Origin of the sequence: Streptomyces cinerochromogenes (genome assembly GCF_014648635.1) — a bacterium.
Classification (GTDB): Bacteria; Actinomycetota; Actinomycetes; order Streptomycetales; family Streptomycetaceae; genus Streptomyces; species Streptomyces cinerochromogenes.
The window spans coordinates 1-26976 of sequence record NZ_BMRM01000002.1; the positions used below are offsets into that span (position 1 = coordinate 1).

22 protein-coding genes are annotated in these 26976 nt (G+C 73.0%); 8 read left to right on the forward strand and 14 right to left on the reverse strand.

Going from position 1 to position 26976, the window contains the following annotated elements:
* Window positions 1–541 precede the first annotated feature (541 nt).
* Window positions 542–1549, reverse strand: a complete 1008-nt coding sequence (locus IEZ20_RS03785) for a stage II sporulation protein M (RefSeq protein WP_189294661.1) — start codon at window positions 1547–1549, stop codon at window positions 542–544.
* A gap of 152 nt (window positions 1550–1701) precedes the next feature.
* On the opposite strand from IEZ20_RS03785, the gene IEZ20_RS03790 reads away from it, so the two are divergent.
* Window positions 1702–2718: an RDD family protein gene (locus tag IEZ20_RS03790; RefSeq protein ID WP_189294662.1), complete on the forward strand. Its 1017-nt coding sequence runs from the start codon at window positions 1702–1704 to the stop codon at window positions 2716–2718.
* A gap of 145 nt (window positions 2719–2863) precedes the next feature.
* Here IEZ20_RS03790 and IEZ20_RS03795 read toward each other — a convergent pair whose 3' ends face one another.
* Complete coding sequence (locus IEZ20_RS03795) at window positions 2864–3478, reverse strand: hypothetical protein (RefSeq protein WP_189294663.1); 615 nt, start codon at window positions 3476–3478, stop codon at window positions 2864–2866.
* A gap of 172 nt (window positions 3479–3650) precedes the next feature.
* Window positions 3651–5108: an adenosylhomocysteinase gene (ahcY, locus tag IEZ20_RS03800; RefSeq protein ID WP_189294664.1), complete on the reverse strand. Its 1458-nt coding sequence runs from the start codon at window positions 5106–5108 to the stop codon at window positions 3651–3653.
* A 511-nt stretch (window positions 5109–5619) separates the two neighbouring features.
* Here ahcY and IEZ20_RS03805 point away from each other — a divergent pair.
* Window positions 5620–5808, forward strand: a complete 189-nt coding sequence (locus IEZ20_RS03805; protein WP_189294665.1) for a hypothetical protein — start codon at window positions 5620–5622, stop codon at window positions 5806–5808.
* Here the strand turns inward: IEZ20_RS03805 and IEZ20_RS03810 are convergent.
* The 6 genes from IEZ20_RS03810 to IEZ20_RS03835 all read right to left on the reverse strand — a co-directional run bounded on the left by IEZ20_RS03810 (window position 5802) and on the right by IEZ20_RS03835 (window position 11618).
* Window positions 5802–6782: a cation diffusion facilitator family transporter gene (locus tag IEZ20_RS03810; RefSeq protein ID WP_189294666.1), complete on the reverse strand. Its 981-nt coding sequence runs from the start codon at window positions 6780–6782 to the stop codon at window positions 5802–5804. The genes IEZ20_RS03805 and IEZ20_RS03810 overlap by 7 nt on opposite strands.
* A gap of 142 nt (window positions 6783–6924) precedes the next feature.
* Entirely contained in the window at window positions 6925–8076 is a 1152-nt protein-coding gene (gene manA / locus IEZ20_RS03815) for a mannose-6-phosphate isomerase, class I (protein ID WP_189294667.1), read from the reverse strand.
* Window positions 8077–8177: 101 nt separating this feature from the next.
* Window positions 8178–9305: an SIS domain-containing protein gene (locus IEZ20_RS03820; protein WP_189294668.1), complete on the reverse strand. Its 1128-nt coding sequence runs from the start codon at window positions 9303–9305 to the stop codon at window positions 8178–8180.
* A 54-nt stretch (window positions 9306–9359) separates the two neighbouring features.
* Window positions 9360–9530, reverse strand: coding sequence for a Trm112 family protein (locus tag IEZ20_RS03825; RefSeq protein WP_189294669.1), 171 nt, complete (start codon window positions 9528–9530; stop codon window positions 9360–9362).
* Window positions 9531–9601: 71 nt separating this feature from the next.
* On the reverse strand, window positions 9602–10966 hold the full coding sequence (locus IEZ20_RS03830) for a phosphomannomutase/phosphoglucomutase (protein ID WP_189294670.1): 1365 nt from the start codon (window positions 10964–10966) through the stop codon (window positions 9602–9604).
* A gap of 226 nt (window positions 10967–11192) precedes the next feature.
* Window positions 11193–11618 carry a DUF3499 domain-containing protein gene (locus tag IEZ20_RS03835; protein ID WP_189294671.1) on the reverse strand — a complete coding sequence of 142 codons (426 nt, stop codon included), beginning with the start codon at window positions 11616–11618 and terminating at the stop codon, window positions 11193–11195.
* Between the two features lie 350 nt (window positions 11619–11968).
* On the opposite strand from IEZ20_RS03835, the gene IEZ20_RS03840 reads away from it, so the two are divergent.
* Window positions 11969–12355, forward strand: a complete 387-nt coding sequence (locus IEZ20_RS03840; RefSeq protein WP_189294672.1) for a metallopeptidase family protein — start codon at window positions 11969–11971, stop codon at window positions 12353–12355.
* Between the two features lie 127 nt (window positions 12356–12482).
* Here IEZ20_RS03840 and IEZ20_RS03845 read toward each other — a convergent pair whose 3' ends face one another.
* The 3 genes from IEZ20_RS03845 to IEZ20_RS03855 form a co-directional block, all read right to left on the reverse strand.
* Window positions 12483–13994 (reverse strand): DUF5719 family protein, encoded by a 1512-nt coding sequence (locus tag IEZ20_RS03845; RefSeq protein WP_189294673.1) that lies wholly within the window; start codon window positions 13992–13994, stop codon window positions 12483–12485.
* On the reverse strand, window positions 13991–17797 hold the full coding sequence (locus tag IEZ20_RS03850; RefSeq protein ID WP_229895861.1) for a glycosyltransferase: 3807 nt from the start codon (window positions 17795–17797) through the stop codon (window positions 13991–13993). Before IEZ20_RS03850 ends, IEZ20_RS03845 begins: the two co-directional genes overlap by 4 nt.
* A gap of 450 nt (window positions 17798–18247) precedes the next feature.
* The gene (locus IEZ20_RS03855; protein WP_003975777.1) at window positions 18248–18511 is read right to left on the reverse strand and encodes a WhiB family transcriptional regulator; all 264 of its coding nucleotides are present in this window, start codon (window positions 18509–18511) and stop codon (window positions 18248–18250) included.
* A gap of 693 nt (window positions 18512–19204) precedes the next feature.
* Here IEZ20_RS03855 and IEZ20_RS03860 point away from each other — a divergent pair.
* From IEZ20_RS03860 to IEZ20_RS03875, 4 genes are all read left to right on the forward strand, one after another.
* Window positions 19205–19699, forward strand: coding sequence for a cysteine dioxygenase (locus IEZ20_RS03860; RefSeq protein ID WP_189294674.1), 495 nt, complete (start codon window positions 19205–19207; stop codon window positions 19697–19699).
* Window positions 19700–19732: 33 nt separating this feature from the next.
* Window positions 19733–20692 carry a 2-phospho-L-lactate transferase gene (gene cofD, locus IEZ20_RS03865; RefSeq protein ID WP_189294675.1) on the forward strand — a complete coding sequence of 320 codons (960 nt, stop codon included), beginning with the start codon at window positions 19733–19735 and terminating at the stop codon, window positions 20690–20692.
* Window positions 20689–22017, forward strand: coding sequence for a coenzyme F420-0:L-glutamate ligase (locus IEZ20_RS03870; protein WP_189294676.1), 1329 nt, complete (start codon window positions 20689–20691; stop codon window positions 22015–22017). The genes cofD and IEZ20_RS03870 overlap by 4 nt, the downstream gene beginning before the upstream one ends.
* A gap of 116 nt (window positions 22018–22133) precedes the next feature.
* Window positions 22134–23156 (forward strand): DNA-3-methyladenine glycosylase family protein, encoded by a 1023-nt coding sequence (locus tag IEZ20_RS03875; protein WP_189294677.1) that lies wholly within the window; start codon window positions 22134–22136, stop codon window positions 23154–23156.
* Window positions 23157–23292: 136 nt separating this feature from the next.
* On the opposite strand, the gene manB is transcribed toward IEZ20_RS03875, so the two are convergent.
* The gene (gene manB / locus IEZ20_RS03880) at window positions 23293–24375 is read right to left on the reverse strand and encodes a mannose-1-phosphate guanylyltransferase (protein WP_189294678.1); all 1083 of its coding nucleotides are present in this window, start codon (window positions 24373–24375) and stop codon (window positions 23293–23295) included.
* Window positions 24376–24564: 189 nt separating this feature from the next.
* Window positions 24565–26082 (reverse strand): peptidoglycan recognition protein family protein, encoded by a 1518-nt coding sequence (locus tag IEZ20_RS03885; RefSeq protein WP_189295314.1) that lies wholly within the window; start codon window positions 26080–26082, stop codon window positions 24565–24567.
* A gap of 111 nt (window positions 26083–26193) precedes the next feature.
* Between IEZ20_RS03885 and IEZ20_RS03890 the strand changes: the two genes are divergently transcribed.
* Complete coding sequence (locus tag IEZ20_RS03890) at window positions 26194–26949, forward strand: TIGR03089 family protein (RefSeq protein ID WP_189294679.1); 756 nt, start codon at window positions 26194–26196, stop codon at window positions 26947–26949.
* The last annotated feature ends 27 nt before the right edge of the window (window positions 26950–26976 follow it).

Sequence of the window (26976 nt, forward strand, 5' to 3'; positions counted from 1 at the left end):
GAGAGCGGAACGGTCGGAGGAATAGTCCGACCGTTCACAGCGTCCTCGCTGTGTTTTTCAAAGGAACCTCGACCATCGGATTGTTCCGACGGACGGGGTATCAACATATCTGGCGTTGACTTTTGGCACGCTGTTGAGTTCTCAAGGAACGGTCGCTTCCTTCGTACTCACCCTCTCGGGCTTTCCTCCGGGCGCTTCCCTTCGGTCTTGCGTTTCCGACTCTATCAGATCTTTTCTCGATCCGATTTCCTCGGCGCTTTCCAGGTTCTCGCTCTCGCGTTTCCCTTTCCGGCGGTTCCGACTTTATCAGAAGTTCTCGGCCGGTCTGAACGGCCGCTCATTTCCGAGTAATCGGGGGTGCTTCTCAGGATGCCTTTCACGACTTCTTGAAGAAGCGATTAGATTCTAACGACTGCCGGGGGACCATGTCCAACTCCGGGCAACTGTTTGAATCTACCTCCCCACTCCCTCCGTGTCAACGGCTCTCGCGGGGCGGAGAGGAGACTAGCAGCTCGCGGGCGTCCAGTGCACATCCGGCGGGTCAGGCGGCCGTGGGGACGGAGGCGCTGCGGTCCGTCGCTTCGAGATCACCCGTCTCGCCCGCGCGTGCCGCGCGACCGCCCAGGACGTAGACGTACGTCAGGAAGGCCAGCTCGGCCGTGACCCCGATGCCGATGCGGGCCCAGGTGGGCAGGCCGGAGGGGGTGACGAAGCCTTCGATGGCGCCGGAGACGAACAGGACCAGGGCGAGTCCGATCGCCATGCCGACGGCGGCCCGTCCCTCCTCCGCGAGTGCTGTGCGCCGGCTGCGCGGGCCGGGGTCGATCAGCGTCCAGCCGAGGCGCAGACCGGTGCCTGCGGCGACGAAGACCGCGGTCAGCTCGAGCAGGCCGTGCGGGAGCACCAGGCCGAGGAAGGTGTCCAGGCGGCCGGCCGAGGACATGAGGCCGAAGCCGACGCCCAGGTTGAGCATGTTCTGGAAGAGGATCCACAGGACAGGAAGCCCCAGGAAGACGCCCAGGACCAGGCACATCGCCGCCGCCTGGGCGTTGTTCGTCCACACCTGGGCGGCGAAGGCGGCTGCGGGATGGCTGGAGTAGTAGGTCTCGTACTCGCCGCCGGGGCGGGTCAGCTCGCGCAGCTGGCCGGGCGCCGCGATGGACGACTGCACCTCGGGGTGCGTGCCGATCCACCAGCCAAGGAGGACGGCGACGGCGGTGGAGACGAGTGCCGTGGGCACCCACCAGTGGCGGCTGCGATAGACGGCGGCTGGGAAGCCCTGGCTCAGGAAGCGGGTGACGTCACGCCATGAGGCGCGGCGCGTGCCGGTGACGGCGCTACGCGCGCGTGCCACGAGCTGGCTGAGCCGTCCCGTCAGCTGCGGGTCCGGCGCGCTGGACTGGACGAGGGACAGGTGGGTGGCGGTGCGCTGGTAGAGGGCGACGAGTTCGTCTGCCTCGGCACCGGTGAGCCTGCGCCGACGGCGGAGCAGCGCATCGAGCCGGTCCCATTCGGCTCGATGTACGGAGACGAAGACGTCCAGGTCCATCGGGTCTGCCTGCTCCTCGGCTGCTCCTCCACGGCCGGTCGCGATCGCCGTGGATGCTCGTCAATGCTGTCAGCTTGTCGTACTGCGGCGCGATGCGCCCACAGCTTGGCAGACTTGCGGTTCAGGGGGCGGACCGAGGAAGGACGGCTGGCGTGAGTGAGCTGGTGACCGGCGAGGCGGTGGCGCTCGAACTGCGGCCCGCGAAGCTGCCGAGCAGGGCGCTGGCCGTGTTGCTCGACCTGGTGGTGGCGGTGGTCGCGTACATCGTCGTGATCTTGGTGCTGGTGGCGTCGACGGCCTCGCTGGACGAGGCCGCACAGGTGGCGCTGTCGATCGCAGCGTTCCTGCTCGTGTTGGTGGGCGGGCCGATAGCCGTCGAGACGCTCAGTCACGGGCGTTCGCTGGGGAAGCTGGTGTTCGGGCTGCGGGTGGTGCGGGACGACGGCGGGCCGATCCGCTTCCGGCACGCGCTGGTGCGAGGCGCGCTCGGGGTGGTCGAGATTGTGATGACGTTCGGAGTGGTGGCCTGTATCGCCTCGCTGGTCTCGGCGCGGGGTCGGCGGCTCGGGGACGTGTTCGCGGGCACGCTGGTCGTGCGCGAGCGGATACCGGCCGGGCGGACCGGATTCGTTCCGCCTCCGCCGCCCTGGCTCGCGGGGCGGTTCACCGAGCTGGACCTGTCTGCGGTCCCGGACGGGCTGTGGCTCGCCGTCCGGCAGTACCTGACCCGGATGCAGCAGCTCGATCCGCAGGTCGCGGCGGGGATGGCCCAGCGGCTGGCGGCTGATCTCGCGGGGCGCACGGGGGCTCCGGTGCCCCGGGATCTGCCCCCGGCCGCTTTTCTGGCGGCCGTGGTGCACGAGCGCCAGGCCCGCGACGCCCGGCAGGCCTTCGGTGACGGGAGGGTCGCGTCCGGTGGCTTCCCCCAGGCCGGGCCCGCCCTTCAGGCTCCGGCGTCGTACCAGCCTGCCGCCGCCTACCAGCCGTCGGCCTACCAGCCGTCGGCCTTCCGGCCTCCCCTGGGTTCCGTTCAGCCGGCCCCAGTCCCCGGCCCGCCCCTGGGCCGGGCGCCGCAGCCGCAGGCGCAGGCGCCTCTTCCTACCTCGTCCGCGCCGGGTGACGCGTCGCGGGTCGAGCGGCCGGCCACGGGGTTCGCGCCGCCGGCGTAGCGCGGGGCGGGGCCGGGCGGGGCCGCCGCCGCGTAGCCAGTGGTGTGGGCGGTGCCGGTGGTGCCGTTGGGGTCGGAGATGCCTGGGTGCCCACCGCAGCAGGGGGCCGACCACGGCAGGGCCGGGCGTGTCGGGAGCGACCGGCTCACTCGAACCGTGACGGCGGTGACTCCAGGTCCTCCAGCTCGATCCCGGGCGCGGCCAGGACGACGTCTCCGGCGATGTGGACGGTGTGCTGCTCGCCTGTGTCCAGGGCCGTGACCTGGTATTCGTCCACGGCCAAGGGGCCGTTGTCAGTGGCGTGTGCTTCGCTGTTCACCAGAGCCCAGGACTGGTCCACGGTGCGGGGGGCGAGGACGGGGTCGGTGAAGGCCACGAGGCGTACGCGGGTCGCGGCGGACGAGGGGGTGAGGCGCAGGAGACGGGCGGTGGCGACGAGGAACGCGGGGGACGTGCCGGTGAAGGCGTGGGCGCGCACATTGCCTTCGGCGGCATGAGCGCCGGTGGGGTCGGTGCGGACCCAGGTGACGCCGTCGAGGGCGGCACCGCGCACCTGCCAGTCGCCCGCGTGGAGTTCGAGGCGGATGGGACGGCCCAGGTCGTCCAGGGCGAGGTCGACCGAGCCACGGTGATCGCCGGCGGGGCCGGTCAGCCGGGAGACATAGCGCCAGCCGGACGGGCCGGGGGCGCACTGGAAGTGTTCTTCTCCGAGGGGGGTGTGATCGTGCGGATCATGGAGCGAATAGCGGCCGCGGGGCATGGGGGTCCTGGGTCGTGACGGGCTGGTCCGGCCGGAAGCCCTAGGTCGGGGGGCCAAAGGGGCAGGCCCCCGGCACGGGGGTGCGGGGGCCTGCCTCGAAGGGCCTGCTGCCAGGGGAGGCGTCGGTGCACCGGCGCGCTCCCCCGGCAGGCGGGGCTAGGGGATCACCGGCTCAGTAGCGGTAGTGGTCCGGCTTGAACGGGCCGTCGACGTCCACGCCGATGTACGCGGCCTGCTCCGGGCGCAGCTTGGTCAGCTTGACGCCGAGCGCGTCCAGGTGGAGGCGGGCGACCTTCTCGTCGAGGTGCTTGGGCAGCGTGTACACGCCGATCGGGTACGCGTCGGGCTTGGTGAACAGCTCGATCTGGGCCAGGGTCTGGTCCGCGAAGGAGTTGGACATCACGAACGACGGGTGACCGGTGGCGTTGCCCAGGTTCAGCAGGCGGCCCTCGGACAGCACGATGATCTTCTTGCCGTCCGGGAAGGTCCAGGTGTGGACCTGCGGCTTGACCTCGTCCTTGACGATGCCGGGCACCTTGGCGAGGCCGGCCATGTCGATCTCGTTGTCGAAGTGACCGATGTTGCCGACGATCGCCTGGTGCTTCATCTTGGCCATGTCCGAGGCCATGATGATGTCCTTGTTGCCGGTCGTGGTGATGAAGATGTCGGCCTTGTCGACGACCTCGTCCAGGGTGGTGACCTGGTACCCGTCCATCGCGGCCTGCAGGGCGCAGATCGGGTCGATCTCGGTGACGATCACCCGGGCACCCTGGCCGCGCAGGGACTCGGCGCAGCCCTTGCCCACGTCGCCGTAGCCGCAGACGACAGCGGTCTTGCCGCCGATCAGGACGTCGGTGGCGCGGTTGATGCCGTCGACCAGGGAGTGGCGGCAGCCGTACTTGTTGTCGAACTTCGACTTGGTGACGGCGTCGTTGACGTTGATCGCCGGGAAGAGGAGGACGCCGTCGCGCTGCATCTCGTACAGGCGGTGGACACCGGTGGTGGTCTCCTCGGTGACACCGCGGATCTCCGAGGCCAGCTGGGTCCACTTCTGGGGGTTCTCGCCCAGGGTGCGGTGCAGCAGCTGGAGGATGACGCGGTGCTCGTCGGACTCGGCGGTCTCCAGGGCGGGGACCTCACCGGCCTTCTCGTACTCGACGCCCTTGTGGACGAGGAGGGTGGCGTCGCCACCGTCGTCCAGGATCATGTTGGGGCCGCCGGTGGGGCTGTCCGGCCAGGTCAGCGCCTGCTCGGTGCACCACCAGTACTCCTCCAGGGTCTCGCCCTTCCAGGCGAAGACCGGGACGCCCTGGGGGTTGTCGGGCGTGCCGTTCGGGCCGACGGCGATGGCGGCGGCGGCGTGGTCCTGGGTGGAGAAGATGTTGCAGGAGGCCCAGCGGACCTGGGCGCCGAGGGCGACCAGGGTCTCGATGAGCACGGCGGTCTGCACGGTCATGTGCAGGGAGCCGGTGACGCGGGCGCCGGCGAGGGGCTGGGCCTCGGCGTACTCCTTGCGGATCGCCATGAGGCCGGGCATCTCGTGCTCGGCGAGGGTGATCTCCTTGCGGCCGAACTCGGCCAGCGAGAGATCGGCGACCTTGAAGTCCTGTCGGTTGTCGACAGTCGTCATTACGAGCTGCTCCTCGGGGTTGGGTCGAGGTGGGTACGGCTGGTCTGCGCGGCGGCGGACACAGGGGTGCCCGAGAAGAGGACACAGGCATGCCCACGTACGCGCAGCGCAGTCCGTCGGAGGCCCTCTCTCCCTCGGTCGGTCCGTGGGGACCGCCCGACCGCCATCAGCAGCGACGTCTGGCTCCGTCCCAAGCTACACCGGACGGCCCGCTGCGCCCCAGTCCGTCCGGGCATTCAGCGGGGTCGTATTTCAGGCGGTTCGGGGGGCGGGTGCGGGGCGCGGCGGTGGGGCGGACACCGTGGAGTCGGTGCCGACGGACCGGGCTGAACAGGGACTTCTGCCTCTTCGAGGAGGCGGTGGGGTGGTGCAGGGTGCAGGGGACCGGGGGTTCCGGTTGCGCTCGCGGGGTGTCCGGGACGACACCCCGGGCGGTGAAACGTGAGGAGAGCGACGTGACCAGTCCGGCATGGCCGCCCGCAACGAGTGGCCCCGATGACGAGCGGCGGCCGTGCGGCTGCTGGCGGTGACCGACTGCCCGACGGGCATCGCGCGCACCCGTACGGCGGCGGAGAAGCTCGCGCAGGCCGCCGCGAGCCGGGGCATCGGGATGGAGCGGAGCCCCGGCCGGAACCCTGGGTGGTCGCTCCTCAGCAGTCTGTCCGAGGTCGGCCGCCGTACGGGACGTCGGCGTCAGTGACCGGCGGCGTGGGGGGTCGGGCCGCCCGGGGTGGCCTTCGGGTCGGGGCCCTTGGCGGCCTCGGCCTCGCTGTAGATGTCCGGCTCCAGGTAGATGACGCGAGCGATGGGGACGGAGGCGCGGATGCGGGCCTCGGCGGCGTCGATGGCCTTCGCGACCTCGGTGGCCGTGTCGTCGTGCTGGACAGCGATCTTGGCGGCGACCAGCAGTTCCTCGGGGCCGAGGTGCAGCGTGCGCATGTGGATGACGCGGGTGACGGTGTCGCCGTCGACGATCGCGGCCTCGATCTTCTTGACGTCCTCGACACCGGCGGCCTCGCCGAGCAGCAGCGACTTGGTCTCGGCGGCGAGGACCAGGGCGATCAGGACGAGCAGGACACCGATGCAGAGGGTGCCGATGCCGTCCCAGACGCCGTCGCCGGTGAGCAGGGAGAGGCCGACGCCGCCGAGGGCGAGGACCAGACCGATGAGCGCGCCGAAGTCCTCCAGGAGGACGACGGGCAGCTCGGGGGCCTTGGCGCGGCGGATGAACTCCTTCCAGGAGAGCTTGCCGCGCAGTTCGTTGGACTCCTTGATGGCCGTGCGGAAGGAGAAGCCCTCGGCGATGATCGCGAAGAGGAGGACGCCGACCGGCCAGTACCAGTGCTTCAGATCGTGCGGGTGGCGGACCTTCTCGTAGCCCTCGTAGATGGCGAACATGCCGCCGATGGAGAAGAGGACGATCGAGACGAGGAAGGCGTAGATGAACCGCTCGCGGCCGTAGCCGAAGGGGTGCTGCGGGGTTGCCTGGCGCTGCGCCTTCTTGCCGCCGACGAGCAGCAGGAACTGGTTGCCGGAGTCGGCGAGCGAGTGGACGCCTTCGGCGAGCATCGAGGAGGAGCCGCTGAACGCGAACGCCACGAACTTCGATGCCGCGATCGCGAGGTTGGCGCCGAGTGCCGCCACGATCGCCCTGGTACCGCCTGACGCGCTCATGTGTCCGCGTTGTCCCTTCGCCTCTGTCGGCCTGGTCCTGATCCGTACGTCCAGGCGTGTGCCCGGCTTTGCCCGGCCTTTGCCGGTGGGCCATTCTTGCAGCCCGGCCGGGCCTCGCCGTCTCAGGTATCCACAACCCCGGTCATACGATCACAGTGGCGCGGAAGACCGTGCCCGCGCCCGAGATCTCCGCCTTCTCGCCGGCCGGGACGAAGACCGACCGGCCGGGTCCCAGCTCGTGCTCGCCGGCCCGGACGGTGCCGGCCGTGCAGAGCAGGATCTGCGGGGTGTCCCGGGTGAGGTCGTGGGCGCCGCCGCCCTCGGGGAGGACGTACCGGGAGAGCCGGAACTCGTCGATCGGCGTCTCGTAGACCTCCTCGCCCTCCGGGGAGGCCTCGGGGCGCAGCACGCCCGGGTCGCTCGGTTCGAACCGCACGATGCGCAGGAGTTCGGGGACGTCGACGTGCTTCGGGGTCAGGCCGCAGCGCAGGACGTTGTCGGAGTTGGCCATGATCTCGACGCCGAGGCCGTTGAGGTAGGCGTGCGGGATGCCGGCGCCGAGGAACAGGGCCTCGCCGGGCTGCAGGCGGACGTGGTTGAGCAGCATGGCCGCGATGACGCCGGGGTCGCCGGGGTAGTGGTGGGCGATGTCGGCGTAGGGGGCGTAGGCGCCGCCGAGGCGGGTGCAGGCGGCGGTGGCCTCGGCGACCGTGTGGGCCATCTCCTCCCGGTCGGCGGTGAGGATCGCCGTGAGGACCTCGCGCAGGGCCGCGTCCTCGGGGCGGGCGTGCAGCAGGTCGACGTAGGGCTTGAGGGAGTCCACGCCGAGTCCGTCGAGCAGGTCGGCGGCCTGGACGGGGTCGCGGAAGCCGCACAGGCCGTCGAACTCGGTGAGCGCGCAGATCAGCTCGGGCTTGTGGTTGGCGTCCTTGTAGTTGCGGTGCGGGGCGTCGAGCGGGATGCCGCGCCGTTCCTCGTCGGCGTACCCCTGTCTGGCCTGCTCCAGGTCGGGGTGGACCTGGAGGGACAGGGGGGCGCCGGCGGCGAGGATCTTGAGCAGGAACGGCAGGCGGGGGCCGAACCTGGCGACCGCGTGGGAGCCCAGCTCGCGCTCCGGGTCGGCCTCGATGACCTCGACCAGGGTTCCGCGCGCGGTGCGTGACGGGGCGCCGGGGTGGGCGCCCATCCACATCTCCGCCTGGGGTTCGCCGGTCGGCTCCACGCCGAGGAGGTGCGGGATGGCGGTGGGAGAACCCCAGGCGTAGGGGCGGACGGTGTTGTCGAGGCGGTCCATGTGTCTTCTCTGTCTCCGTACGTACGCTGCGCGGCCGGCGCCGGCGGCTGGGCCTCTCGGGGCACCGGTGGCGGGCCCGGGTGGTCCGGCCCGGAGCAAGATCAGGCCCCGGAAGCGAGCGCCAGGTAAACGGCGGCGAAATCCGTGACGGCGATCAGTTCCGCGAGGGTCTCCAGTTCGCCGCCCTCCTCCGGTTCGAGTTCGCTGACGGGCGTGTCGTGACTGAGGGCGACGTCCCGGGCGGCGGGGGCGGCGGTGAGGCCGCTGAGCGGGCGGTCGCGGAGCAGCACCACGCGCGCGTGCAGTGCGGGCGGCTCCTCCACGCGGTCGCGGAAGAAGTCGTCCGGGTCGGCGCTGGCGGCGAGCGGGCCGGCCAGCAGGGCGCTGTGCGCGGCGAGCGCCTCGGGCAGTTCGGCGACCAGGGCGGGGCGGCCGGCGAGTTCGGCGAGGGCGGCGGCGAAGCGGCGGCCGGCCGGTCCGGCCGAGGTGCCCTCCGTCCACACCATGGGGAGCGCGTCGGCGAGTTCGGCGGCGAGGGTCTTCGCCGGGTTGCTGTAGGTGGCGATGGCGGGGCCGCAGCGCTCGGCGACGTGGTCCAGGCGGTCGGCGGTCTTCTCCAGGGCGTCCGGCGGGGCGGTGATCAGGCCGATCCGGTCCAGGAGCGCGAGCAGTGGCGTCAGCAGCGCCCAGAAGACGCCCGGGGAGGACGCGGCGAGCGGTTCCTCCTGGTCGTAGGGGGCCGTCGCCATCGGTACGAACAGGCCGTGGGCGCCGGCGACCGCCTCGGCGAGGGGGGTGCGCGGCGGGGCCACGGCGGCGACCGTGCAGCCGCGTCGGTAGGCCTGGTCGGCGAGGAGGGACAGGCTCGGTTCGGAGCCGTCCGGGGTGGCGATCAGCAGCAGGTCCACGGAACCGGCCCAGCCCGGAAGCTCCCAGCGTAGGGCGCCCGCGGCCGGGGCGACGCCGCTGGGGGCGAGCCGCACGACGGGGCTGCCGGGGCCGGCCAGGGTGCCGAGGAGGTCGGCGGTGTGGGTGGCGGCGGCGCCGGGGCCCGCGATGAGGACCGCGCGGGGGCGGCCGTCCGGCTTCAGGGTGCCGATGCCGGCCTCGGCGGCGTGCCGGACGGCGGTGCGGACCCGGGCGCCGGCCTCCGCCGCGCCGCGCAGCAGACCTCGGCGGTCGGCCTCGGCGAGGCCCTCCGGGGTGTCGAGCAGCGATTCGTCCAGCATGGGCGGCAGCCTCCGGTCGCCGGGGATCCTGGGGTGCTACGAGGTGGGGCCCCGTCACTCGGGGCGGCGGGCCTCGTCCACGAGCAGGACGGGGATGCCGTCACGGATCGGGTAGACGAGGCCGCAGTCCTGGTCCGTGCAGATCAGCTCGGTGTCCTGCTCCCTCAGGGCGGCGTGGCAGGCCGGGCAGGCGAGGATCTCCAGGAAGCCGGCTTCGAGCGCCATGGGGTGTCCCTTCGGAGGGCGGTGGTGTCTTTGCGGATGCCTGGTCAGGTTACCGCTGATGGGCAGGCCGCTCAGCCCCTGATGATCGCCAGAGCCTCGTCGCGGATCTTCGTCATGGTGGCCTCGTCGCCGGCCTCGGCGTTCAGGCGCAGGAGCGGCTCGGTGTTGGACGGGCGGACGTTGAACCACCAGTCGGCCGCGGCGACCGTGAGGCCGTCGAGGTCGTCGAGGGTGACGTCGGGGCGGCCCTCGTACGCGGTACGGATCGCGGCGAGGCGGGCGGCCTGGTCGGCGACGGTGGAGTTGATCTCACCGGAGCCGGTGTAGCGGTCGTACTGCGCGACCAGGGCGGACAGCGGGCCCTCCTGGCCGCCGAGGGCGGCGAGGACGTGCAGGGCGGCCAGCATGCCCGTGTCGGCGTTCCAGAAGTCCTTGAAGTAGTAGTGGGCCGAGTGCTCGCCGCCGAAGATCGCGCCGGTGCGGGCCATCTCCGCCTTGATGAAGGAGTGGCCGACGCGGGTGCGGACGGGGGTGCCGCCGTTCTCCTTCACCACCTCCGGGACCGTGCGGGACGTGATCAGGTTGTGGATGACCGTGCCCTTGCCGCCGTTGCGGGCGAGTTCACGGGCGGCGACCAGTGCGGTGATCGCGGACGGGGAGACCGGGTCGCCGTTCTGGTCCACGACGAAGCAGCGGTCGGCGTCGCCGTCGAAGGCGATGCCGAGGTCGGCGCCCTCCGCCGGGACCCGCTTCTGCAGGTCCACGAGGTTGGCCGGGTCGAGCGGGTTGGCCTCGTGGTTGGGGAAGGTGCCGTCCAGTTCGAAGTACATCGGGACGAGGGTCAGGGGCAGGCCGGCGAAGACGGAGGGGACCGTGTGGCCGCCCATGCCGTTGCCGGCGTCGACCACGACCTTCAGCGGGCGGATGGCGGTGAGGTCGACGAGGGAGCGGAGGTGCGCCGCGTAATCCTCCAACGTCTCGCGTGCGGAGAGGGTTCCCGGCCGGTCCACGGGTTCCGGGGCGCCCTCCGCCAGCCAGCGCTCGGCCAGTTCGCGGATCTGTGCGAGGCCGGTGTCCTGGCCGACGGGGGCGGCGCCCGCGCGGCACAGCTTGATGCCGTTGTACTGGGCCGGGTTGTGGGAGGCGGTGAACATCGCGCCCGGGAGGTTCAGCGCGCCGGAGGCGTAGTACAGCTGGTCCGTGGAGCACAGGCCGATCTCGGTGACGTCCACACCGCGGTCGGCGGCGCCGCGCGCGAAGGCGCGGGACAGGCCGGGGGACGAGGGCCGCATGTCGTGGCCGACGACGATGGCCGCCGCTCCCGTCACCTCCGCGAAGGCGGCGCCGAAGAGTCCGGCCAGTGCCTCGTCCCACTGGTCCGGGACCACTCCGCGTACGTCGTACGCCTTCACGATCTGCGACAGATCAGCAGTCACGGCCAACCCTCCTGAAGTCCTATGGGTGCCCACAAACTACCCGTCCGGGGTAAGCGGGGGTGCGCGGACACCAGCGGATCCGTCCGCGGACCCCTGCGAGGACCTCTTCACGGATCCTTGCGTGGACCTCTCCACGGATCCCTGCGGGGACCTCTCCACAGGCCCGCAGCCGTAACACCCGCGGGAGGCGAATCGTCACGCCGGAGGGGGTGGCGTGGGGTGGCGGTCAGTTGTCCGGTGAGCGCAGGACCCTCAGGTGGCCGCGGCGGGCGACCTCCATGGGGTCCGCTGCGCGGGCACCGCCGCCGCCCGCCTCCGCCGCGCGCTCCTGCGGACGGGCCGCCTCGCGTACGGCGTTGGCGAGCGCTTCCAGGTCGTCACCGCTGGGCCGTGCGGGCGCGGAGCCGTCGAGGAGTCGTACGACCTCCCAGCCGCGCGGGGCGGTGAGGCGCTCGGAGTGCTCGGCGCACAGGTCGTAGCAGTGGGGTTCGGCGTAGGTGGCGAGCGGGCCGAGGACCGCGGTCGAGTCGGCGTAGACGTACGTCAGCGTCGCGACGGCGGGTCGGCCGCAGGCGGTGCGCGAACAGCGACGTACAGGGCTCACGACGTTGGACGGTACCGCACTCTTGAGCGGGCCGCGACGACTCTCCACCAGGTCACTCCACCGTGTCGTGCTGTGAAACGCCCCACACACCCCTTCGAGTGGGCCCTGCTGACCTGCGTGGACGGGGGTGTGGCGGGGGTCGGACGGGATCGCGTCCGGTCATGAGTCGGTACAAACACCGTCAAATGGCTTGAGTTCGGCGGACTTGGAGAGTTACGGAAACGAGCCAGACCTTGGCTGGAATGGTCATGCTGCGTCATGGGGGCGTTGGGCCGGTTGCCGCGTGGAGCCGGACGGGCGGAGGGTGCGGGGACTACGCTTCATCGGTGATGGACAACCGTGTACCGCCCCGTGCCGCCGGCCCTGGGCCCCGTCGCCGTGACCGCCACGGGCGGGGCATGCGGGGGCCGATCGCGCCGCCGCAGGTGCCGCTCGCGGCAAGCCGTGCCGAGGTGTTCGCGGACCTGGTGCAGGACTCCGTGGAGCGTCTTGAGCGGCGGTGGCCGCAGCTGGCCGACATCGACTTCCTGGTCCTGGAGGTGCCCCGGCTGGAGGGGCGGGGGGATCAGGCGGCGTGGGGGGACGAAGCGGTGCCGCTCGGCGGGGTCGTCCCCGCGCGGGACGGACGGCGGGCTCGGGTGGTCGTGTACCGGCGGCCGGTGGAGATCCGGACCAAGGGGCGGGATGAGCGGGCCGCGCTGGTGCATGAGGTGGTGGTGGAGCAGGTGGCCGAGCTGCTGGGGTTGACGCCGGAGACGGTGGATCCCCGGTACGGGGAGGATTAGGCCGGGGTCGGTGTCGGTGCTGGTGCCGGCCGGGTTGGACCGCTCGCCCGCGCTGACGCGGTGCCTCCCCCAAGCTCTTCGCGCAGGGGGGACGGCATGACGGCCGCTGTGTCTGTCCGTAGCCGCGTCAGTTCTGGAGTACCGACAGGTCCTGTTCCGTCCGCGGTACCGATACCGTTCCGCGGTCGTTCGGGAGGGGCTGGATGGTGAAGGCGGGGACGCCTCCTTCGGTGGCGGCGAGGGTACGGGAGGCGTAGACGGGGGCGCCGGAGACGGGTTCGACGGTGAGGGCGTAGGTGCCCTTCAGGCCTGCCGGGATGGGGGCGTCGATGTTCTGGGTGGTGCCGGACTTGAGGGTGTAGGTCTTCGTGACCGGGGTTCCGCCCTCGCTGCCGGCCGAGGCGGTGACCTTGACCGTGGCCGTGCCGGTGGGGGCGGTCAGGGCGAGTGTGGTGCCCTTGGCGCTGTTGTCGGCCGAGGTCGCGCGCGTGCCGACGGCGGCCGTGGCCGGGATGAACGCCGTCTCCTTCTTGTCGCCCTTGCCGCGGGTGACCTGGAGGGCCGCGACGACCGGGACCGTCTGGTCGGTGGGGGTCAGGACCAGGGAGCCGGCCTCGCCCCGGGTGACGTCGCCGAGGTCGACCGTCGTCGACATGCCGGACTTGGCGTGCAGGGTCTCGTTCCCGGCCGGGGTGATCAGGCCGGCGGGCGAGGCCAGGCGGATCTTCAGGTCGGCGTCGGCGTCACCGGGCGTGAAGGCGGTCAGACGGACGTCGGTGGCGTCCTTCGGGATGCCGGGCAGGACCAGGCTGCCGGCCGGGTCGGTGGCGGCGGCCAGCCAGTCGCCGCCCTCCTTGTCGTCCAGGGCCTGCACGGCCGCGCCGACCCGGCCGCTGCGCACGCTGACGTGCACGGTCAGGCCGGCCTGGCGCTCCTCGGTGAGGGTGGAGAGCAGGATCGGCTCGCTCGCGTGCGCGTCGACGGTGAGGTTCTCGCCCAGCGGGGACTTGATGGCGCCGTCCTTGCCGTACAGCTCGATGTCGACCACGGCGGCGGAGTCGTCGGGGTTGGTCAGATGGACGTAGTCGGTGCGGCCGGTGGCCGTGCTGGCGCCCGGGAACCAGAACTCGGTGTCCGCGCCGGTGCAGTTGACGCCCAGCAGGCCCCGGCCGGTGCCGGCGGCGACCTCGGTGGTCTCCTGGACGGTCCAGCCCGGCGCGAACCCGCCGTCCGCCGTGCCGATCAGCGCGGGCGTCTCGGCGCCGGAGGTCTCGCCGGTGGCCGGGGTGCCCGGTGCCTTCGGGGCGAGCACCGGTTCGTCGGCCTTCTTCGCGGTGCCCTTGCCGCCCTTGCTCCCCTTGCCGCCCGTGTCGTCCGACTGTCCGGCGGCGGCCTGGAGCCGGGCCTTGCCGCCGCTCGCGGCGCCCTTGGTGACCGGTGTGAACGACGTGTACGCCGTGTCCGCGATGTCCGACGTGCTCGGCGCCGGGCACAGCAGGCCGGTGCGTTCCACGGGCAGTTGGGCGGCTGCCCCGGGGGCGGCGGCGCCGGACGCGGACGGCGAGTCGAACGCGGCGAACGCGGTGACGGCGGCCAGCGCGGTCGTACCGGCGATCAGGGACAGGGTCGTGCGGTTCACTGCTGGCTCCCGTCGGGGCGCTGGCTGCCGGTGCCGTGGGGGTGCTGGGCCGGGTCGTAGTCCTGCTGGGCGGGGTCGTAACCCTGCTGGGCGGGGTCGTAGCCCTGCTGGGCCGCGTCGTAGCCCTGCTGGGTCGTGTCCCAGCCCTGGTGGTCGGGGTCGTAACCCTGCCGGGCGGGGTCGTAGGCCTGGTCGTAGGACTGCTGCTGGTAGGAGGCCGGGTCGTACGGCGTCTGGTCGGTGGCGGTGCCGCCGTAGGCGTACGGGTCGTACGGGGCCGCCTGGTAGGGGTCGGGCTGCTGGTACGGCTGCTGGTCGTAGCCGGTCGCGGTCGGGTACGGGTCCGTGCCGTAGCCGTCGGTCCCGTAGGCGGCCGGGTCCCCCCAGTTCTGGCTCCGCTCGGCCGAGGAGTCCCCCATGTCGTACGACTGCTGCTGGTGCGGTACGGCCGCCGGGGACTGCTCGGGCGGCGGAGGTGTGCCGGGCTGCTCCTGCGCGGCGGCTTCCTCGGCCTGGGCGCGCAGGCGGCGGGCGCGGCGGCCCTCGCCGGTGGTGGCCTGGGCGGGCAGGGGCTGTTCCTCTGGCAGGTCGTCGTCGACGTCGCGGCGGCGGCCGGGCAGGGCGAGGACGACCAGGACGAGCGCGAGCGCGCCCTGCGCCCACAGCCAGGCGGTACGGGTGAACGGGGCGTCGTAGGTGACGTCCAGGCGGCCGCCGGCGGCGGGGAGTCGGAAGCCCTGGGCCCAGCCGTCGACCGTGGTGCGGGTGAGCGGCTTGCCGTCGAGGGTGGCCGTCCAGCCGTCGGCCGCGCTGTCGGCCAGGCGCAGGACGCGGCTGCCGGAGCCAGCCGGGATCGTCGTGTGGATCTCCACCGGTCCGGAGGGGACCGGCTGGGCCTTGCCCGGGCCGGAGGCGGGCACGATGGCCGCGCGGGCGACCTCCTGCCCGACGCGCCACAGGGCGCTGCCGTTCTGCTGGCTGAGCCGGGCCAGGCCGGGCGTGGCGTCCAGGACCCGGGTGAGGTCGCGGGGGGCGCCCTTGTGGACGAGGACGTAGCGCACGGCGAAGCCGCCGAGTTCGTCGGCCTGGTCGGCGCCGGAGCCGGCGACCAGGTTGGCAACGATCTTGTCCAGGCGGGTGTTCTCGCCGTCGGCGGCGGCGAGTTCGGCGTCGCCCATGCGGGCGCCGGAGCCGCGGACCAGGGTGTAGCGCACGCGCGCGACGGAGTCGCTGTCGAGGATCAGGGTGCGGGCCTGGGCGCCGCCGGTGGAGTCCTCGGCGACGAACGCGGGCACCTGGGCGGGGTCGCGGCGCTCCAGGGGGCCGTCGGCGCCGCCGATCATCCAGCCGGCGGCGATGAGCAGCGGGCCGGCGGCCGAGGCGAAGGCGATCAGCGCGGCGACGGGCTGGCGCCAGCCGAAGCTCTGCTCGGCCACGCGTGCGCGTGCGCCGTCGGCGCCGAGGGCGGCGGCGGCCAGCAGGGCGATGCCGTAGACCAGGGTGGCCGGTCCGGCCCAGGCGGACTTGTTGGACAGCACCGCGAAGACGAGGCCGACCAGGGCGACGGCCCACGCGGTGCGGATGCCGAGCTGCCGTTCGGAGCGCAGCAGGGCGGCGAGCGCGGCGAGCACGACGCCGAGGAGCATCAGGCCGTCGACGGTGCCGGGGCCGCCGGGGGAGGCGCCGAGCAGATCGAGCGCGGAGGCGGCCGAGGGGCCGTACTCCAGGCCGGCCTCCTGGAAGAAGCCGGTCGGCAGGAGCGTCAGCGACCAGGGCGCGAGGACCAGCAGCGGCGTGCCGAGCTGGACGAGGAAGCGCAGGCCGTGGCCGACGAGGTCGCCGCGGCGCAGCACCAGGACGCCGAGGCCGAGCAGCAGCGCGATGGGCCAGACGACCGGCGTGAACGCGGTGGTGATGGTCAGCAGCAGTGCGTACGCCCAGGTGGCGCGCCAGCTGCCGCGGGCGCCGGTGCGGCTTGCCAGGCCGCTCGCGGCGATGCCCGCGCGCGCGATGAGCGGCAGCAGCACGGCGAGCACGGCCGTGCCGATGCGGCCGCCGGCGAGGGCGCCGGTGGTCGCGGGCAGGAAGGCGTAGACCACGGCCGCCCACGCGCGCAGCAGCCGGGAGGTGACCAGGGGCCGTGAGGCGAAGTAGGCGGTGAATCCCGCGAGCGGCACCGAGCAGACCAGCAGGACGGTGACGGCGAGACCGGTGGAGCCGAACAGGATCGTGGCGAGGGTCGCGACGATCGCCAGGTAGGGCGGCGCGGACGGGGTGCCGCCGGCGCCCACCGGATGCCAGGCGTCCAGGTAGCGGGACCACAGGTCGCCGGCGCCGGCCGGGGCGGGCAGCAGGGCGCCGCCGGCGAGCGCGCCGCCGCCGAGCAGGGCGCGGCAGGCGACGAAGGAGATGAGCAGCAGCGCGAGGAAGAGCACCGGGCCGGGTCTGCGGGCGATCCGCCTGAGCCGGGCGAACTGCTCGACCTCCAGGAACTCGGCGTCGTCGCCGCCGGGCCCGGACTCCACGGCGCCGCCGTGCCGTCCGGCCGAGGAGGTGTCGGTGTCGGTGCCGCTGGTGAAGCTGCCCGCGATCTGCTCCACGGTGGCCCGGACGGTGGCGCCGGGCGGCGGGAACAGCTGGCGCAGTTCGCCCTTGTCGATCTGGGCGGGGCCGCGGCGGCGCCGGGCGGCGATGATCCGCTCGGGCCGCAGCAGGGTGCTCAGCAGGCCGCGGATCTCGTCGACGGCCTGGCCGGGGACCTTGCCGACGAGGTAGGCGAGGGTGCGCAGGACGGTGCCGAGGACGAGCCGGACCAGCACCCAGGGCAGCGCCGCCGTACGGGTGTTGACGAGCAGGGTGTAGACGGCGCCGGCCTTGTCGACCTTGTGCGGGGAGGCGGTGGTGCGGCCGGCGCAGTCGACCGTGCGGCGCTCGCGGGAGGCGGCCTCGGCGTGCCGGACGACCGCGTCGGGCGCGACCAGGACGCGGTGGCCGGCGGTGTGGGCGCGCCAGCACAGGTCGACGTCGTCGCGCATGAGGGGCAGCCGGCGGTCGAAGCCGCCGAGCTGTTCGAAGACGTCGCGGCGGACGAGCATGCCGGCGGTGGAGACGGACAGCACGGTGCGGACGTGGTCGTGCTGGCCCTGGTCCTGTTCGCGGCGGTCCAGACCCGTCCACCGGCGGCCGGAGTTGGCGATGGAGACGCCGACCTCCAGCAGCTGCCGGCGGTCGTACCAGCCGCGCAGCTTGGGGCCGACGACGGCGACGTCGTCGCGGCCGAGTTCGAGTTCGTTGTCGACGACGCGCAGCAGCTGGGCGAGGGCGTCGGGTTCGGGGGCGCAGTCGTCGTGCAGCAGCCACAGCCACTGGACGGGCTCGCCGTGCGGCAGTTCGGGCAGGTCGTAGGCGTCGTCGCGCCACGTGCGCGTGACGGGGTCCCAGCCGCTGGGGCGCTTGAGGTACGGCAGCTCCTCGGGAGTGAGGACGGGCGCGGTGCGGCTCGCCTCCTCCACGGCCTGGCCGAAGCCGGTGCGGCGGGCGAGGTGCAGCACGTTCGCGTCGCCGAGGGCGTCGGTGAGCAGCTGGGCGGAGTCGTCCGCGCTGCCGGTGTCGGCGGCCACCGCGTACTGGACGGGGCGCTCCTGGCCGAGCAGCCCGGCGAGGGCGTCGGGCAGCCAGCGGGCACCGTCGTGGGAGACGAGGACCGCGGTCACCACATGACGCGGGAACTCGGGCGGGCGGGTGGGGTCAAACCCGGCGGTGGCGGCGCCGGTTCGGGCCGCCGTATGGCTGTGCACGGACATCGAGGTACGGGCCCCGGTTCGATGGACTGCGGTGGACGCCCGTGCCTCCTCGTGCGTCGGATGCGTCGAGGGGACAGCGGGGTGTCTCGGACGAGCGACCACACTATCGGCAGTCCCATCGGGGTGGCGCTTGGCGCCTCGATGAGGGGTGGTGGTACGGGGACGGGCGGGCGACGACGGCCCGCCACCGGTGGATGGCCCACGGACGACGGGCTGTTCGCGAGGTATGGGGTCGTACGCATCGGGCCGTGCGTATGGGCTCGCACGTACGGGTCTTATGTACGGGGCCTCACGTACGGGGCCTCACGTACGGGGCCTCACGTACGGGGCCTCACATACGGGGCCTCACATACGGGGTCGTGCGTATGTCAGGCGGCCGGTCGGACGGCCGGTCGGACGGCGGCCTCCTCCGGACCGGCCTTCAGACGGCGGCTCTCTGCGGACCGGCCTTCAGACGGCGGCCTTCTTCAGACGGCGGCGTTCGCGCTCGGACAGGCCGCCCCAGATGCCGAAGCGCTCGTCGTTGGCGAGGGCGTATTCGAGGCACTCGGAGCGGACCTCGCAGGCGAGGCAGACCTTCTTGGCCTCTCTGGTGGAGCCGCCCTTTTCGGGGAAGAAGGACTCGGGGTCGGTCTGGGCGCACAGCGCGCGCTCCTGCCAGCCGAGTTCCTCGTCCGCGTCGTCGACCAGCAGTTGCTGCACCAGCTCGGTCATGTGCGCCCCTCGTCTGTCTTTCGCGTCCCCGTGCCTGGCCGTTACCGATGTCGGCTGAACGACACGAGTGAAATTACAAGTGTGCTGCTCCGGGCGAGTCAAGCCGAGATCTGCTATTGGGTCCGTTATTCACTCTGCGGAACCAAGGCCGTGCGGAAAGTGTTCAAATCGCCATAAACCTTGACACGCAGCCGGACCCACGGGGGCGACCGCAACCCCGTACAGACTCTCTGTACGCAGAAGGACGCCTCCGTGTTCGATCCCGTTCCGCGAGCCTCAAGCGCTCGGATGTGCCCCATGTGTCCCGGCTCCCCGGTGAGCAAACCTTTCACCTTCCAGGTGAACCGGATGAGGTGAAACATGTCCCACATACCGGGCACCGAGTTGACAGTGCGGGTGTGAACCGATGTCCTAGTGGGCATGCTCGCGAACTTGGCGCCCACCTCGACCCGCTCCGCCGGGTCCCTCGGTGCCGCCCGCGCGCGCTGTAGCTGTTGTTGCTGTTCCAGCTGTTGAGCCAAGCCCGCTCCGGCTGTTCCCGAGTCCATCCCGGCTCGGCCGCGTCTCCCGCCGCGTGACCCCTCATCCAGGGCACCCCGCCCGCCCGCGACCCGGGCGGACCGTACGCGCCACCCCGGCTCCACACCCCCCAGCTCCAGCCCCCCACTCTTCACCGAGGACCACCCACCCCCGATGAACAGCGACAACGACCTCCAGATCGCCGGCGACATCCTCGAAGTCCCGCACCTGCTCCAGCCTCCGCGCGAGCACCCGGCCACCGTCGCCGAGTTCGTGGGGCTCGCCCGCTCGATCGCCGCCGACCGCGACCAGTGGGCGCACCTCGTCCGCTACGACGCCACCACCCGCTGGTACCACCGGCTGCGCACCGGCCCCGGGTACGAGGTGTGGCTGCTGTCCTGGGTGCCCGGTCAGGGCAGCGGGCTGCACGACCACGGGCCCTCGTCCGGCGTGCTCACCGTCCTGGAGGGCACCCTCACCGAGCGCACCGGGCGCGGCACGCGCGCGCTGGCGGCGGGCGCGCAGCGGGTGTTCGCGCCGGGCTACGTCCACGAGGTGGTGAACGACGCGCTGGAGCCGGCGGTCAGCCTGCACGTGTACCACCCCGGGCTGACCCAGATGCCCATGCACGCCTCCCCGCACTGCGAAGCGCGTCCGGTGGTCGTCTGACGCGTTGTCGGACCCGCCTGCAAGACTGGGCCCATGCGCATTGTGGTTCTGGCAGGCGGCATCGGTGGTGCCCGGTTCCTGCGCGGTCTGAAGCGGGCCGTGCCGGACGCGGACATCACGGTCATCGGCAACACCGGCGACGACATCCACCTCTTCGGGCTGAAGGTCTGCCCGGACCTCGACACGGTGATGTACACGCTGGGCGGCGGCATCAACGAGGAGCAGGGCTGGGGACGGAGCGACGAGACCTTCCACCTCAAGGAGGAGCTGGCGGCCTACGGCGTGGGCCCGGAGTGGTTCGGGCTGGGGGACCGGGATTTCGCCACGCACATCGTGCGGACGCAGATGCTGGGCGCCGGCTATCCGCTGAGCGCGGTCACCGAGGCGCTGTGCGACCGCTGGAAGCCGGGCGTGCGGCTGATCCCGATGTCCGACGACCGTGTCGAGACGCACGTGGCCGTCGACCTGGACGGTGAGCGCAAGGCGATCCACTTCCAGGAGTACTGGGTGAGGCTGCGCGCCTCCGTCCCGGCGGAGGCGATCGTCCCGGTCGGCGCCGAGCAGGCCAAGCCGGCCCCGGGCGTGCTGGAGGCCATCGCCGGGGCGGACGTCATCCTCTTCCCGCCGTCCAACCCGGTCGTGTCCATCGGCACCATCCTCGCCGTGCCCGGCATCCGCGAGGCCATCGCCGACGCGGGCGTGCCGGTGGTCGGCCTCTCCCCGATCGTCGGGGACGCGCCCGTGCGCGGCATGGCCGACAAGGTGCTCGCCGCCGTGGGCGTGGAGTCCACGGCCGCCGCGGTCGCCGAGCACTACGGCTCGGGGCTGCTGGACGGCTGGCTGGTCGACACCGTCGACGCGGGCGCGGTCGAGCGGGTCGAGTCGGACGGCATCCGCTGCCGGGCCGTACCGCTGATGATGACCGACCTGGACGCGACCGCGCAGATGGCACGGGAGGCGCTGGCGCTGGCCGAGGAGGTGCGGGGGGCGTGAGCGACACGGCGTCCGCAGGGACGGCCGAGCGGCCCGGGTACCGGGTCTGGGCCCTGTCCGGCATCCCGGAGGTGCAGCCGGGCGACGACATCGCCAAGCTGATCGCCGCGGCCGAGCCGGGCCTGGCCGACGGGGACGTGCTGATCGTCACCTCGAAGATCGTCTCCAAGGCGGAGGGCCGGATCGTGCAGGCGGCCGACCGGGAGGCCGCGATCGACGCGGAGACGGTCCGCGTGGTGGCCCGGCGCGGCACGCTGCGGATCGTGGAGAACCGGCAGGGTCTGGTCATGGCCGCCGCCGGCGTCGACGCCTCCAACACCCCCGCCGGGACGGTGCTGTTGCTGCCCGAGGATCCGGACGCGTCCGCGCGCGCGATCCGGGCCGGGCTGCGCGACACCCTCGGCGTCGAGGTCGGGGTCGTCGTCACCGACACCTTCGGGCGGCCCTGGCGCTCCGGGCTCACCGACGTGGCGATCGGCGCCGCCGGGGTGCGCGTGCTGGACGACCTGCGCGGGGGCACGGACGCGTACGGCAATCCGCTCAGCGCGACCGTCGTCGCCACGGCGGACGAGCTGGCCGCCGCCGGTGACCTGGTCAAGGGCAAGGCGGAGGGCCGGCCGGTGGCCGTGGTGCGCGGACTGCCCCACGTGGTGGCCGACGAGGAAGGGGAGGGCGCCCGGGCACTGGTGCGCACCGCGCAGGACGACATGTTCCGGCTCGGCACCTCCGAGGCGGTGCGGGAGGCGGTGACCCAGCGCCGCACCGTGCGGGCGTTCACCGACGACCCCGTGGACCCCGGCGCGGTCCGCCGAGCGGTGGCCGCCGCGGTCACCGCGCCCGCGCCGCACCACACCACGCCCTGGCGGTTCGTGCTGCTGGAGTCGGAGGAGTCGCGGACACGGCTGCTCGACGCGATGCGGGACGCCTGGATCGCCGACCTGCGCCGGGACGGCAAGAGCGAGGAGTCCGTCGCGAAGCGGGTCCGGCGCGGTGACGTGCTGCGCAACGCGCCGTACCTGATCGTGCCGTGCCTCGTCATGGACGGCTCGCACACCTACGGGGACGCCCGGCGGGACGGCGCCGAGCGGGAGATGTTCGTGGTCGCCATGGGCGCGGGCGTGCAGAACCTGCTGGTCGCGCTGGCCGGGGAGCGGCTGGGCTCGGCGTGGGTGTCGTCCACGATGTTCTGCCGGGACGTGGTGCGCGAGGTGCTGGAGCTGCCGGCGGACTGGGACCCGATGGGCGCGGTGGCGGTCGGCCGTCCGGCCGAGGAGCCGAGGCCGCGGGCCGAGCGGGATGCGGGGGCGTTCGTCGAGGTGCGGTGAAGCACACCGGGCAACACCGGGCGGGGTGAAACACACCGGACACCGCCTAGTCTCGTAGGGCGGCACCGGTACCCCTGGGGCTCATTCGCGCAGGACTCATCGCGTAGGACTCATTCGTGGCAGGACGTTTCCCCCAGCGGCCCACGCGTACGACCGTGCGCGGCGGGCACGTCGCCGTGCCCGCGGGGGCCGCCGGGGGGATACCGCGGCAGGCCTCGGCGCCCGCGCGGGTGCGGCGGTGGGTGCCGGACGGGCCGCTGGACCTCGGGCTGACCCTCGGCCCGCTGCGGCGCGGGCCCGCCGACCCGACGTTCCGGGCCACGGCCGACGGATCCGTGTGGCGGGCCTGCCGCACGCCCGCCGGGCCGGGGACGCTGCGAGTGCGGGCCTACGGCGGTGAGGTGCTCGGTGAGGCGTGGGGGCCGGGGGCGGAGTGGCTGCTGGAGCAGTTGCCGGAGCTGCTCGGTGCCGCCGACGAGCCCGACGCGTTCGTCCCACGGCACCGGGTCGTGGCGCTGGCGCGGCACCGGCGGCCGGGGCTCAGGCTGACCCGGACCGGACTGGTGCTGGAGTCGCTGATTCCGTCCGTGCTGGAGCAGAAGGTCACCACCGACGAGGCGTACCGGGCGTGGCGGCGGCTCGTTCGGAGGTTCGGGGAGCCGGCACCGGGGCCCGCGGGGGTGGGCGAGCGGGCGATGTGGGTGATGCCGGCGGCGCGGACCTGGGCGCTGATTCCGTCCTGGGAGTGGCATCGGGCCGGGGTGGACGACAAGCGGGCGTCGACGATCCTGCGGGCCGTGCGGGTCGCCGCGCGGCTGGAGCAGGGGGTGGGGATGCCGGCGGCCGAGGCTCGGGCGCGGTTGGAGGTCGTGCCGGGGGTGGGGCCGTGGACGTCGGCGGAAGTGGTGCAGCGCAGTCACGGGGCGGCGGACGCGGTGACCGTCGGGGACCTGCATCTGCCGGGGATCGTGGGCTGGGCGCTGGCGGGGGACCGGGACGCCGACGACGCGGAGATGCTGCGGCTGCTGGAGCCGTACGCCGGGCAGCGGCATCGGGCGGCTCGGCTGATCCTGCTGAGCGGGTCCGTGCCGGCGCGGCGGGCGCCGAAGATGCGGCGGGTGGACATCGGGTTGCTGTGAGGTGCGGGCTGCTCCGCTGCCGTCAGCGCCCCGAAGGGGCGCGGGGAACTGCGCGAGCAACCCACGACGCGCCGCGGACGGCTGACGGGCCCGGCAAGGCGGACGGGGCGATGGGGGGTGGGGGCGAAGCCCCCGGCTACTGGTCGGAAGAGAAGCGCACCGCTCCCGCCGGGATGCGGGCGTCGCACCAGACCCGGGCCCCCTGGAGGAGTTCGTTGTCGGCGCCCACGACCGCACCGTCCCCGATGACCGTGCCGGTGAGGACGGAGCGTTCGCCGACGCGGGCCCGGGTGCCGATGAGGGAATCGGTGATGACGGCGCCGGGTTCGATGACGGCGCCGGGGAGGATGGTGGAGCCGTAGATCCGCGCACCCTCCGCCACGAACGCGCCCTCTCCCACCACCGTGCCGCCCGTCACCTTGGCGTCCGGCGCCACCGTGGCCGAGGGAAGGATGAGGCGGTCGCCGCAGCGGCCCGGTACCGCCGGGGACGGCGCGCGGCCGAGGACCAGGTCGGCCGAGCCGCGGACGAAGGCGGCCGGGGTGCCGAGGTCCAGCCAGTAGGTGGAGTCGACCATGCCCTGCAGATGCGCGCCGGCGGCCAGCAGGCCGGGGAAGGTCTCCCGCTCCACGGAGACGGGACGGCCGGCCGGGATCATGTCGATCAGCGAGCGTCTGAAGACGTACGCGCCCGCGTTGATCTGGTCGGTGACGATCTCCTCCGGCGTCTGCGGCTTCTCCAGGAAGGCGAGGACGCGGCCGGTCTCGTCGGTGGGGACGAGGCCGTAGGCGCGCGGGTCCGTCACCTTCGTCAGGTGGAGCGAGACATCGGCGCCCGTCGACTCGTGGGTGTCCACCAGGGCCCTGATGTCCAGCCCGGTCAGGATGTCGCCGTTGAAGATCAGCACCGGGTCGTCGGGACCGGAGCGCAGCCGGGAGGCGACGTTGCGGATGGCCCCGCCCGTGCCGAGGGGCTCCTCCTCCGTCACGTACTCGATGTGCAGGCCCAGCCCGGAACCGTCACCGAAGTACGGCTCGAAGACCTCGGCCAGATAGCTGGTCGCGAGGACGATGTGCTCGACGCCCGCCGCCCGCGCCCGGGCCAGCTGATGGGTGAGGAACGGCACCCCTGCGGCCGGGACCATCGGCTTCGGCGTGTGCACCGTGAGCGGTCGCAGCCGGGTTCCTTTGCCGCCGACCAGGAGGATCGCTTCTGTCACCTGTCGTCTCTGCTTCCTGCCGGGACCGGCCGAACGGTTCGTCGCACTCTTTTCGGCCGGTCAGTGTATGCAGACCGTGCGACGACGCCCTCGACGGCCGCGCGGTGTCCCGCGAGATCGACGCGCGGTGTCCGCCGGGCCGCCGCGCCCGCCCGTCCCTCCGACGGCGGTGGACGCGGACTTTCGGCCTCAGCGCCCCTGGTACGCCGCCGCGCTGGAACGGGCGGTGCCGAGCTTGGCGTAGAGCCGCTTGCCGGGGCACTCGGTGGCGAACCCGTCCCGATGGCCGGAGATCACGTTCAGTCGTACGCTCTTCCCCTTGGGGTAGAGATTGCCACCGCCCGACGTGAGATATGTCTTTCCGCGCGGATTGACCCCATAGAGCCCAAGCTTCCACGCGGTGAGCCGGGCCACGGCCGTCACCGCGCTGCCCGCCGGCTCGGTCGTGGTGTACGTGCCGATCACGGCGATGCCCATGCTGTTCGTGTTGAACCCGAGGGTGTGCGCGCCGAGCACCGCCTTGGCGACGCCCCCGGCCCGGCCCTCGTAGAGGGTTCCGCACTTGTCCACGAGGAAGTTGTAGCCGATGTCCCGCCAGCCCATGCTCTTGACGTGGTAGCGGTAGATGCTGCGGATGACGGACGGGGCCTGGGCGCAGGTGTACGTGTTGCCCGTGGCGGTGTGGTGGACGAAGGCCGCCTTGATCGCCTTCGTGTAGACGAACCCGCGCTCGCGCAGTGACTCGTCCGCGCCCCAGCCGCGGCGCGTGACGATCCGCGGACGCGGTCCGATGTACGGCTTCGCCCGCGCCGGGTCCTGGAGTCCGGGGACCTGGAGCCGGGCCAGCTCGCGTTCGGTGGCCTGCCGGTCCAGTTCGGGGATCGCGTAGGAGCCGAAGTCGGTGATGTCGGCGTTGGCGGCCGAGGCGGCGAGCGCGGCCTCGGTGTCGAGGGCGGTGCGGGGCGGGTCGTCGGCCGGCAGGTTCCCGGGCACCGCCTCCCCCGCGTCCCGCACGCCCTTCACCTCCGAGGTCTGCTCCGTTCCCCCCGTCTCCCCCGTACCCTCACCGGGGTCCACGAGTTCCAGCCGCAACCCCGACGGCAGCGCGGACCGGAGCGCGGACCGCGGCCCGCCCGCACTCGCCCCTCGCATCCCTCGCGCCTCCCCGGTGCCGTCCGCGCGCACCCGTACGTCCACGCCGTCCGAGTCGCCCACCCACAGCGGCGCGGTCCCGCCGTGCACCCGCCCGGAGGAGCGTTCCGCCGTAGCCGTCTCGGCGCCGTGGTCGGCGTTGTGCGTCTCGACGTCCTGCCAGCCGGACCACTCCCCCGTCGCCACGGACCGGGTGCGCACCTGCACCCGGCCGTGCAGCTCGGTGGCCGGGTCGTCCCAGACCACGCCGACCAGTGCGAACCGCGCGAGGCCGGTGCGGTGCAGGCCCTGTTCCGGGACCGCGCCGGGCGCGCCCTCCCGGGAGACAGGCGCGAGCGGCAGCGACCGGGTGCTCCCGGGGACCGCGGACCCGGCCGTCACGGACCCGGCCGGCATGCCGGCGACAGCGGACCCGGCCGGCGTACCGGCGACGGCGGGCCCGGCCGGGGCGAGCGCGACGGCCGTGGCGAGGGCGACACCGATCGAGCAGGCGGCGAGCGGGGAGACGCCGGGGCAGGAGGTGAGGAATCCACGCATGTGCCTGATCTTGGACATAGTCATACATACATGTCCATCAAGGAACTGACGGTGTGTCGGGCAGCGTTCCGCCGAACCGGTGGCACCACCGCCCGCCGCGCGCGCCCGCCCGCGCGTACCCTGTGCCGGGTGAACGCCACCGATCGCACCCCCGCCGACCTGCTGACTTCCGCGCTCGCCGCCGACCCCGGCCGCCCGCTGGTGACCTTCTACGACGACGCCACGGGCGAACGCGTCGAACTGTCCGTGGCCACCTTCGCCAATTGGGTGGCCAAGACCGCGAACCTGCTCCAGGGCGACCTCTCCGCCGGCCCCGGCGACCGGGTCGCGCTGCTGCTGCCCGCGCACTGGCACACGGCGGTGTGGCTGCTGGCCTGCTCCTCGGTGGGCGCGGTCGCGGACGTCGCCGGGGATCCCGCGGCGGCCGACGTCGTGGTGAGCGGGCCGGACACGCTGGACGCCGCGCGCGCCTGCCGGGGCGAGCGCGTGGCGCTGGCGCTGCGGCCGCTGGGCGGCCGGTTCCCGCAGACGCCGGAGGGCTTCCTCGACTACGCCGTGGAGGTGCCGGGGCAGGGCGACCGGTTCGCCCCGTTCGCGCCGGTGGACCCTCAGGAGCCGGCGCTCGTCGTCGAGGGACGGGAGTTCAGCGGGGCGGAGGTCGTGGAGCGGGCCTCCGCGCAGGCGGGTTCGCTGGATCTGACGGGGCCCGGGCCGAGGCTGCTGTCCGGACTGCCGTACGACACCTGGGAGGGGCTGAGCGCGGGGTTGTTCTCGCCGCTGGCCGTGGGGGGCTCCGTGGTGCTGTGCCGGAATCTGGACCGGCTGGACGAGGACGGCCTCGCCCAGCGGATCGAGAGCGAGAGGGTGACGGCGGTACGACGGTAAGCCCGACGCCACGGACACCGGTCCCCC

Coding starts and splice junctions, on each gene's coding strand:
- IEZ20_RS03825 (WP_189294669.1), bottom strand. CDS start 9,530: ATGGCGCTCGAAGCCGGCTTCCTGGAGATCCTCGCCTGCCCGGCCTGC.
- IEZ20_RS03840 (WP_189294672.1), top strand. CDS start 11,969: ATGCGGGGGCCGATCGCGCCGCCGCAGGTGCCGCTCGCGGCAAGCCGT.
- IEZ20_RS03885 (WP_189295314.1), bottom strand. CDS start 26,082: ATGTCCAAGATCAGGCACATGCGTGGATTCCTCACCTCCTGCCCCGGC.
- IEZ20_RS03795 (WP_189294663.1), bottom strand. CDS start 3,478: ATGCCCCGCGGCCGCTATTCGCTCCATGATCCGCACGATCACACCCCC.
- ahcY (WP_189294664.1), bottom strand. CDS start 5,108: ATGACGACTGTCGACAACCGACAGGACTTCAAGGTCGCCGATCTCTCG.
- IEZ20_RS03850 (WP_229895861.1), bottom strand. CDS start 17,797: ATGTCCGTGCACAGCCATACGGCGGCCCGAACCGGCGCCGCCACCGCC.
- IEZ20_RS03855 (WP_003975777.1), bottom strand. CDS start 18,511: ATGACCGAGCTGGTGCAGCAACTGCTGGTCGACGACGCGGACGAGGAA.
- manA (WP_189294667.1), bottom strand. CDS start 8,076: ATGGACCGCCTCGACAACACCGTCCGCCCCTACGCCTGGGGTTCTCCC.
- IEZ20_RS03810 (WP_189294666.1), bottom strand. CDS start 6,782: ATGAGCGCGTCAGGCGGTACCAGGGCGATCGTGGCGGCACTCGGCGCC.
- IEZ20_RS03860 (WP_189294674.1), top strand. CDS start 19,205: ATGAACAGCGACAACGACCTCCAGATCGCCGGCGACATCCTCGAAGTC.
- cofD (WP_189294675.1), top strand. CDS start 19,733: ATGCGCATTGTGGTTCTGGCAGGCGGCATCGGTGGTGCCCGGTTCCTG.
- IEZ20_RS03820 (WP_189294668.1), bottom strand. CDS start 9,305: ATGCTGGACGAATCGCTGCTCGACACCCCGGAGGGCCTCGCCGAGGCC.
- IEZ20_RS03785 (WP_189294661.1), bottom strand. CDS start 1,549: ATGGACCTGGACGTCTTCGTCTCCGTACATCGAGCCGAATGGGACCGG.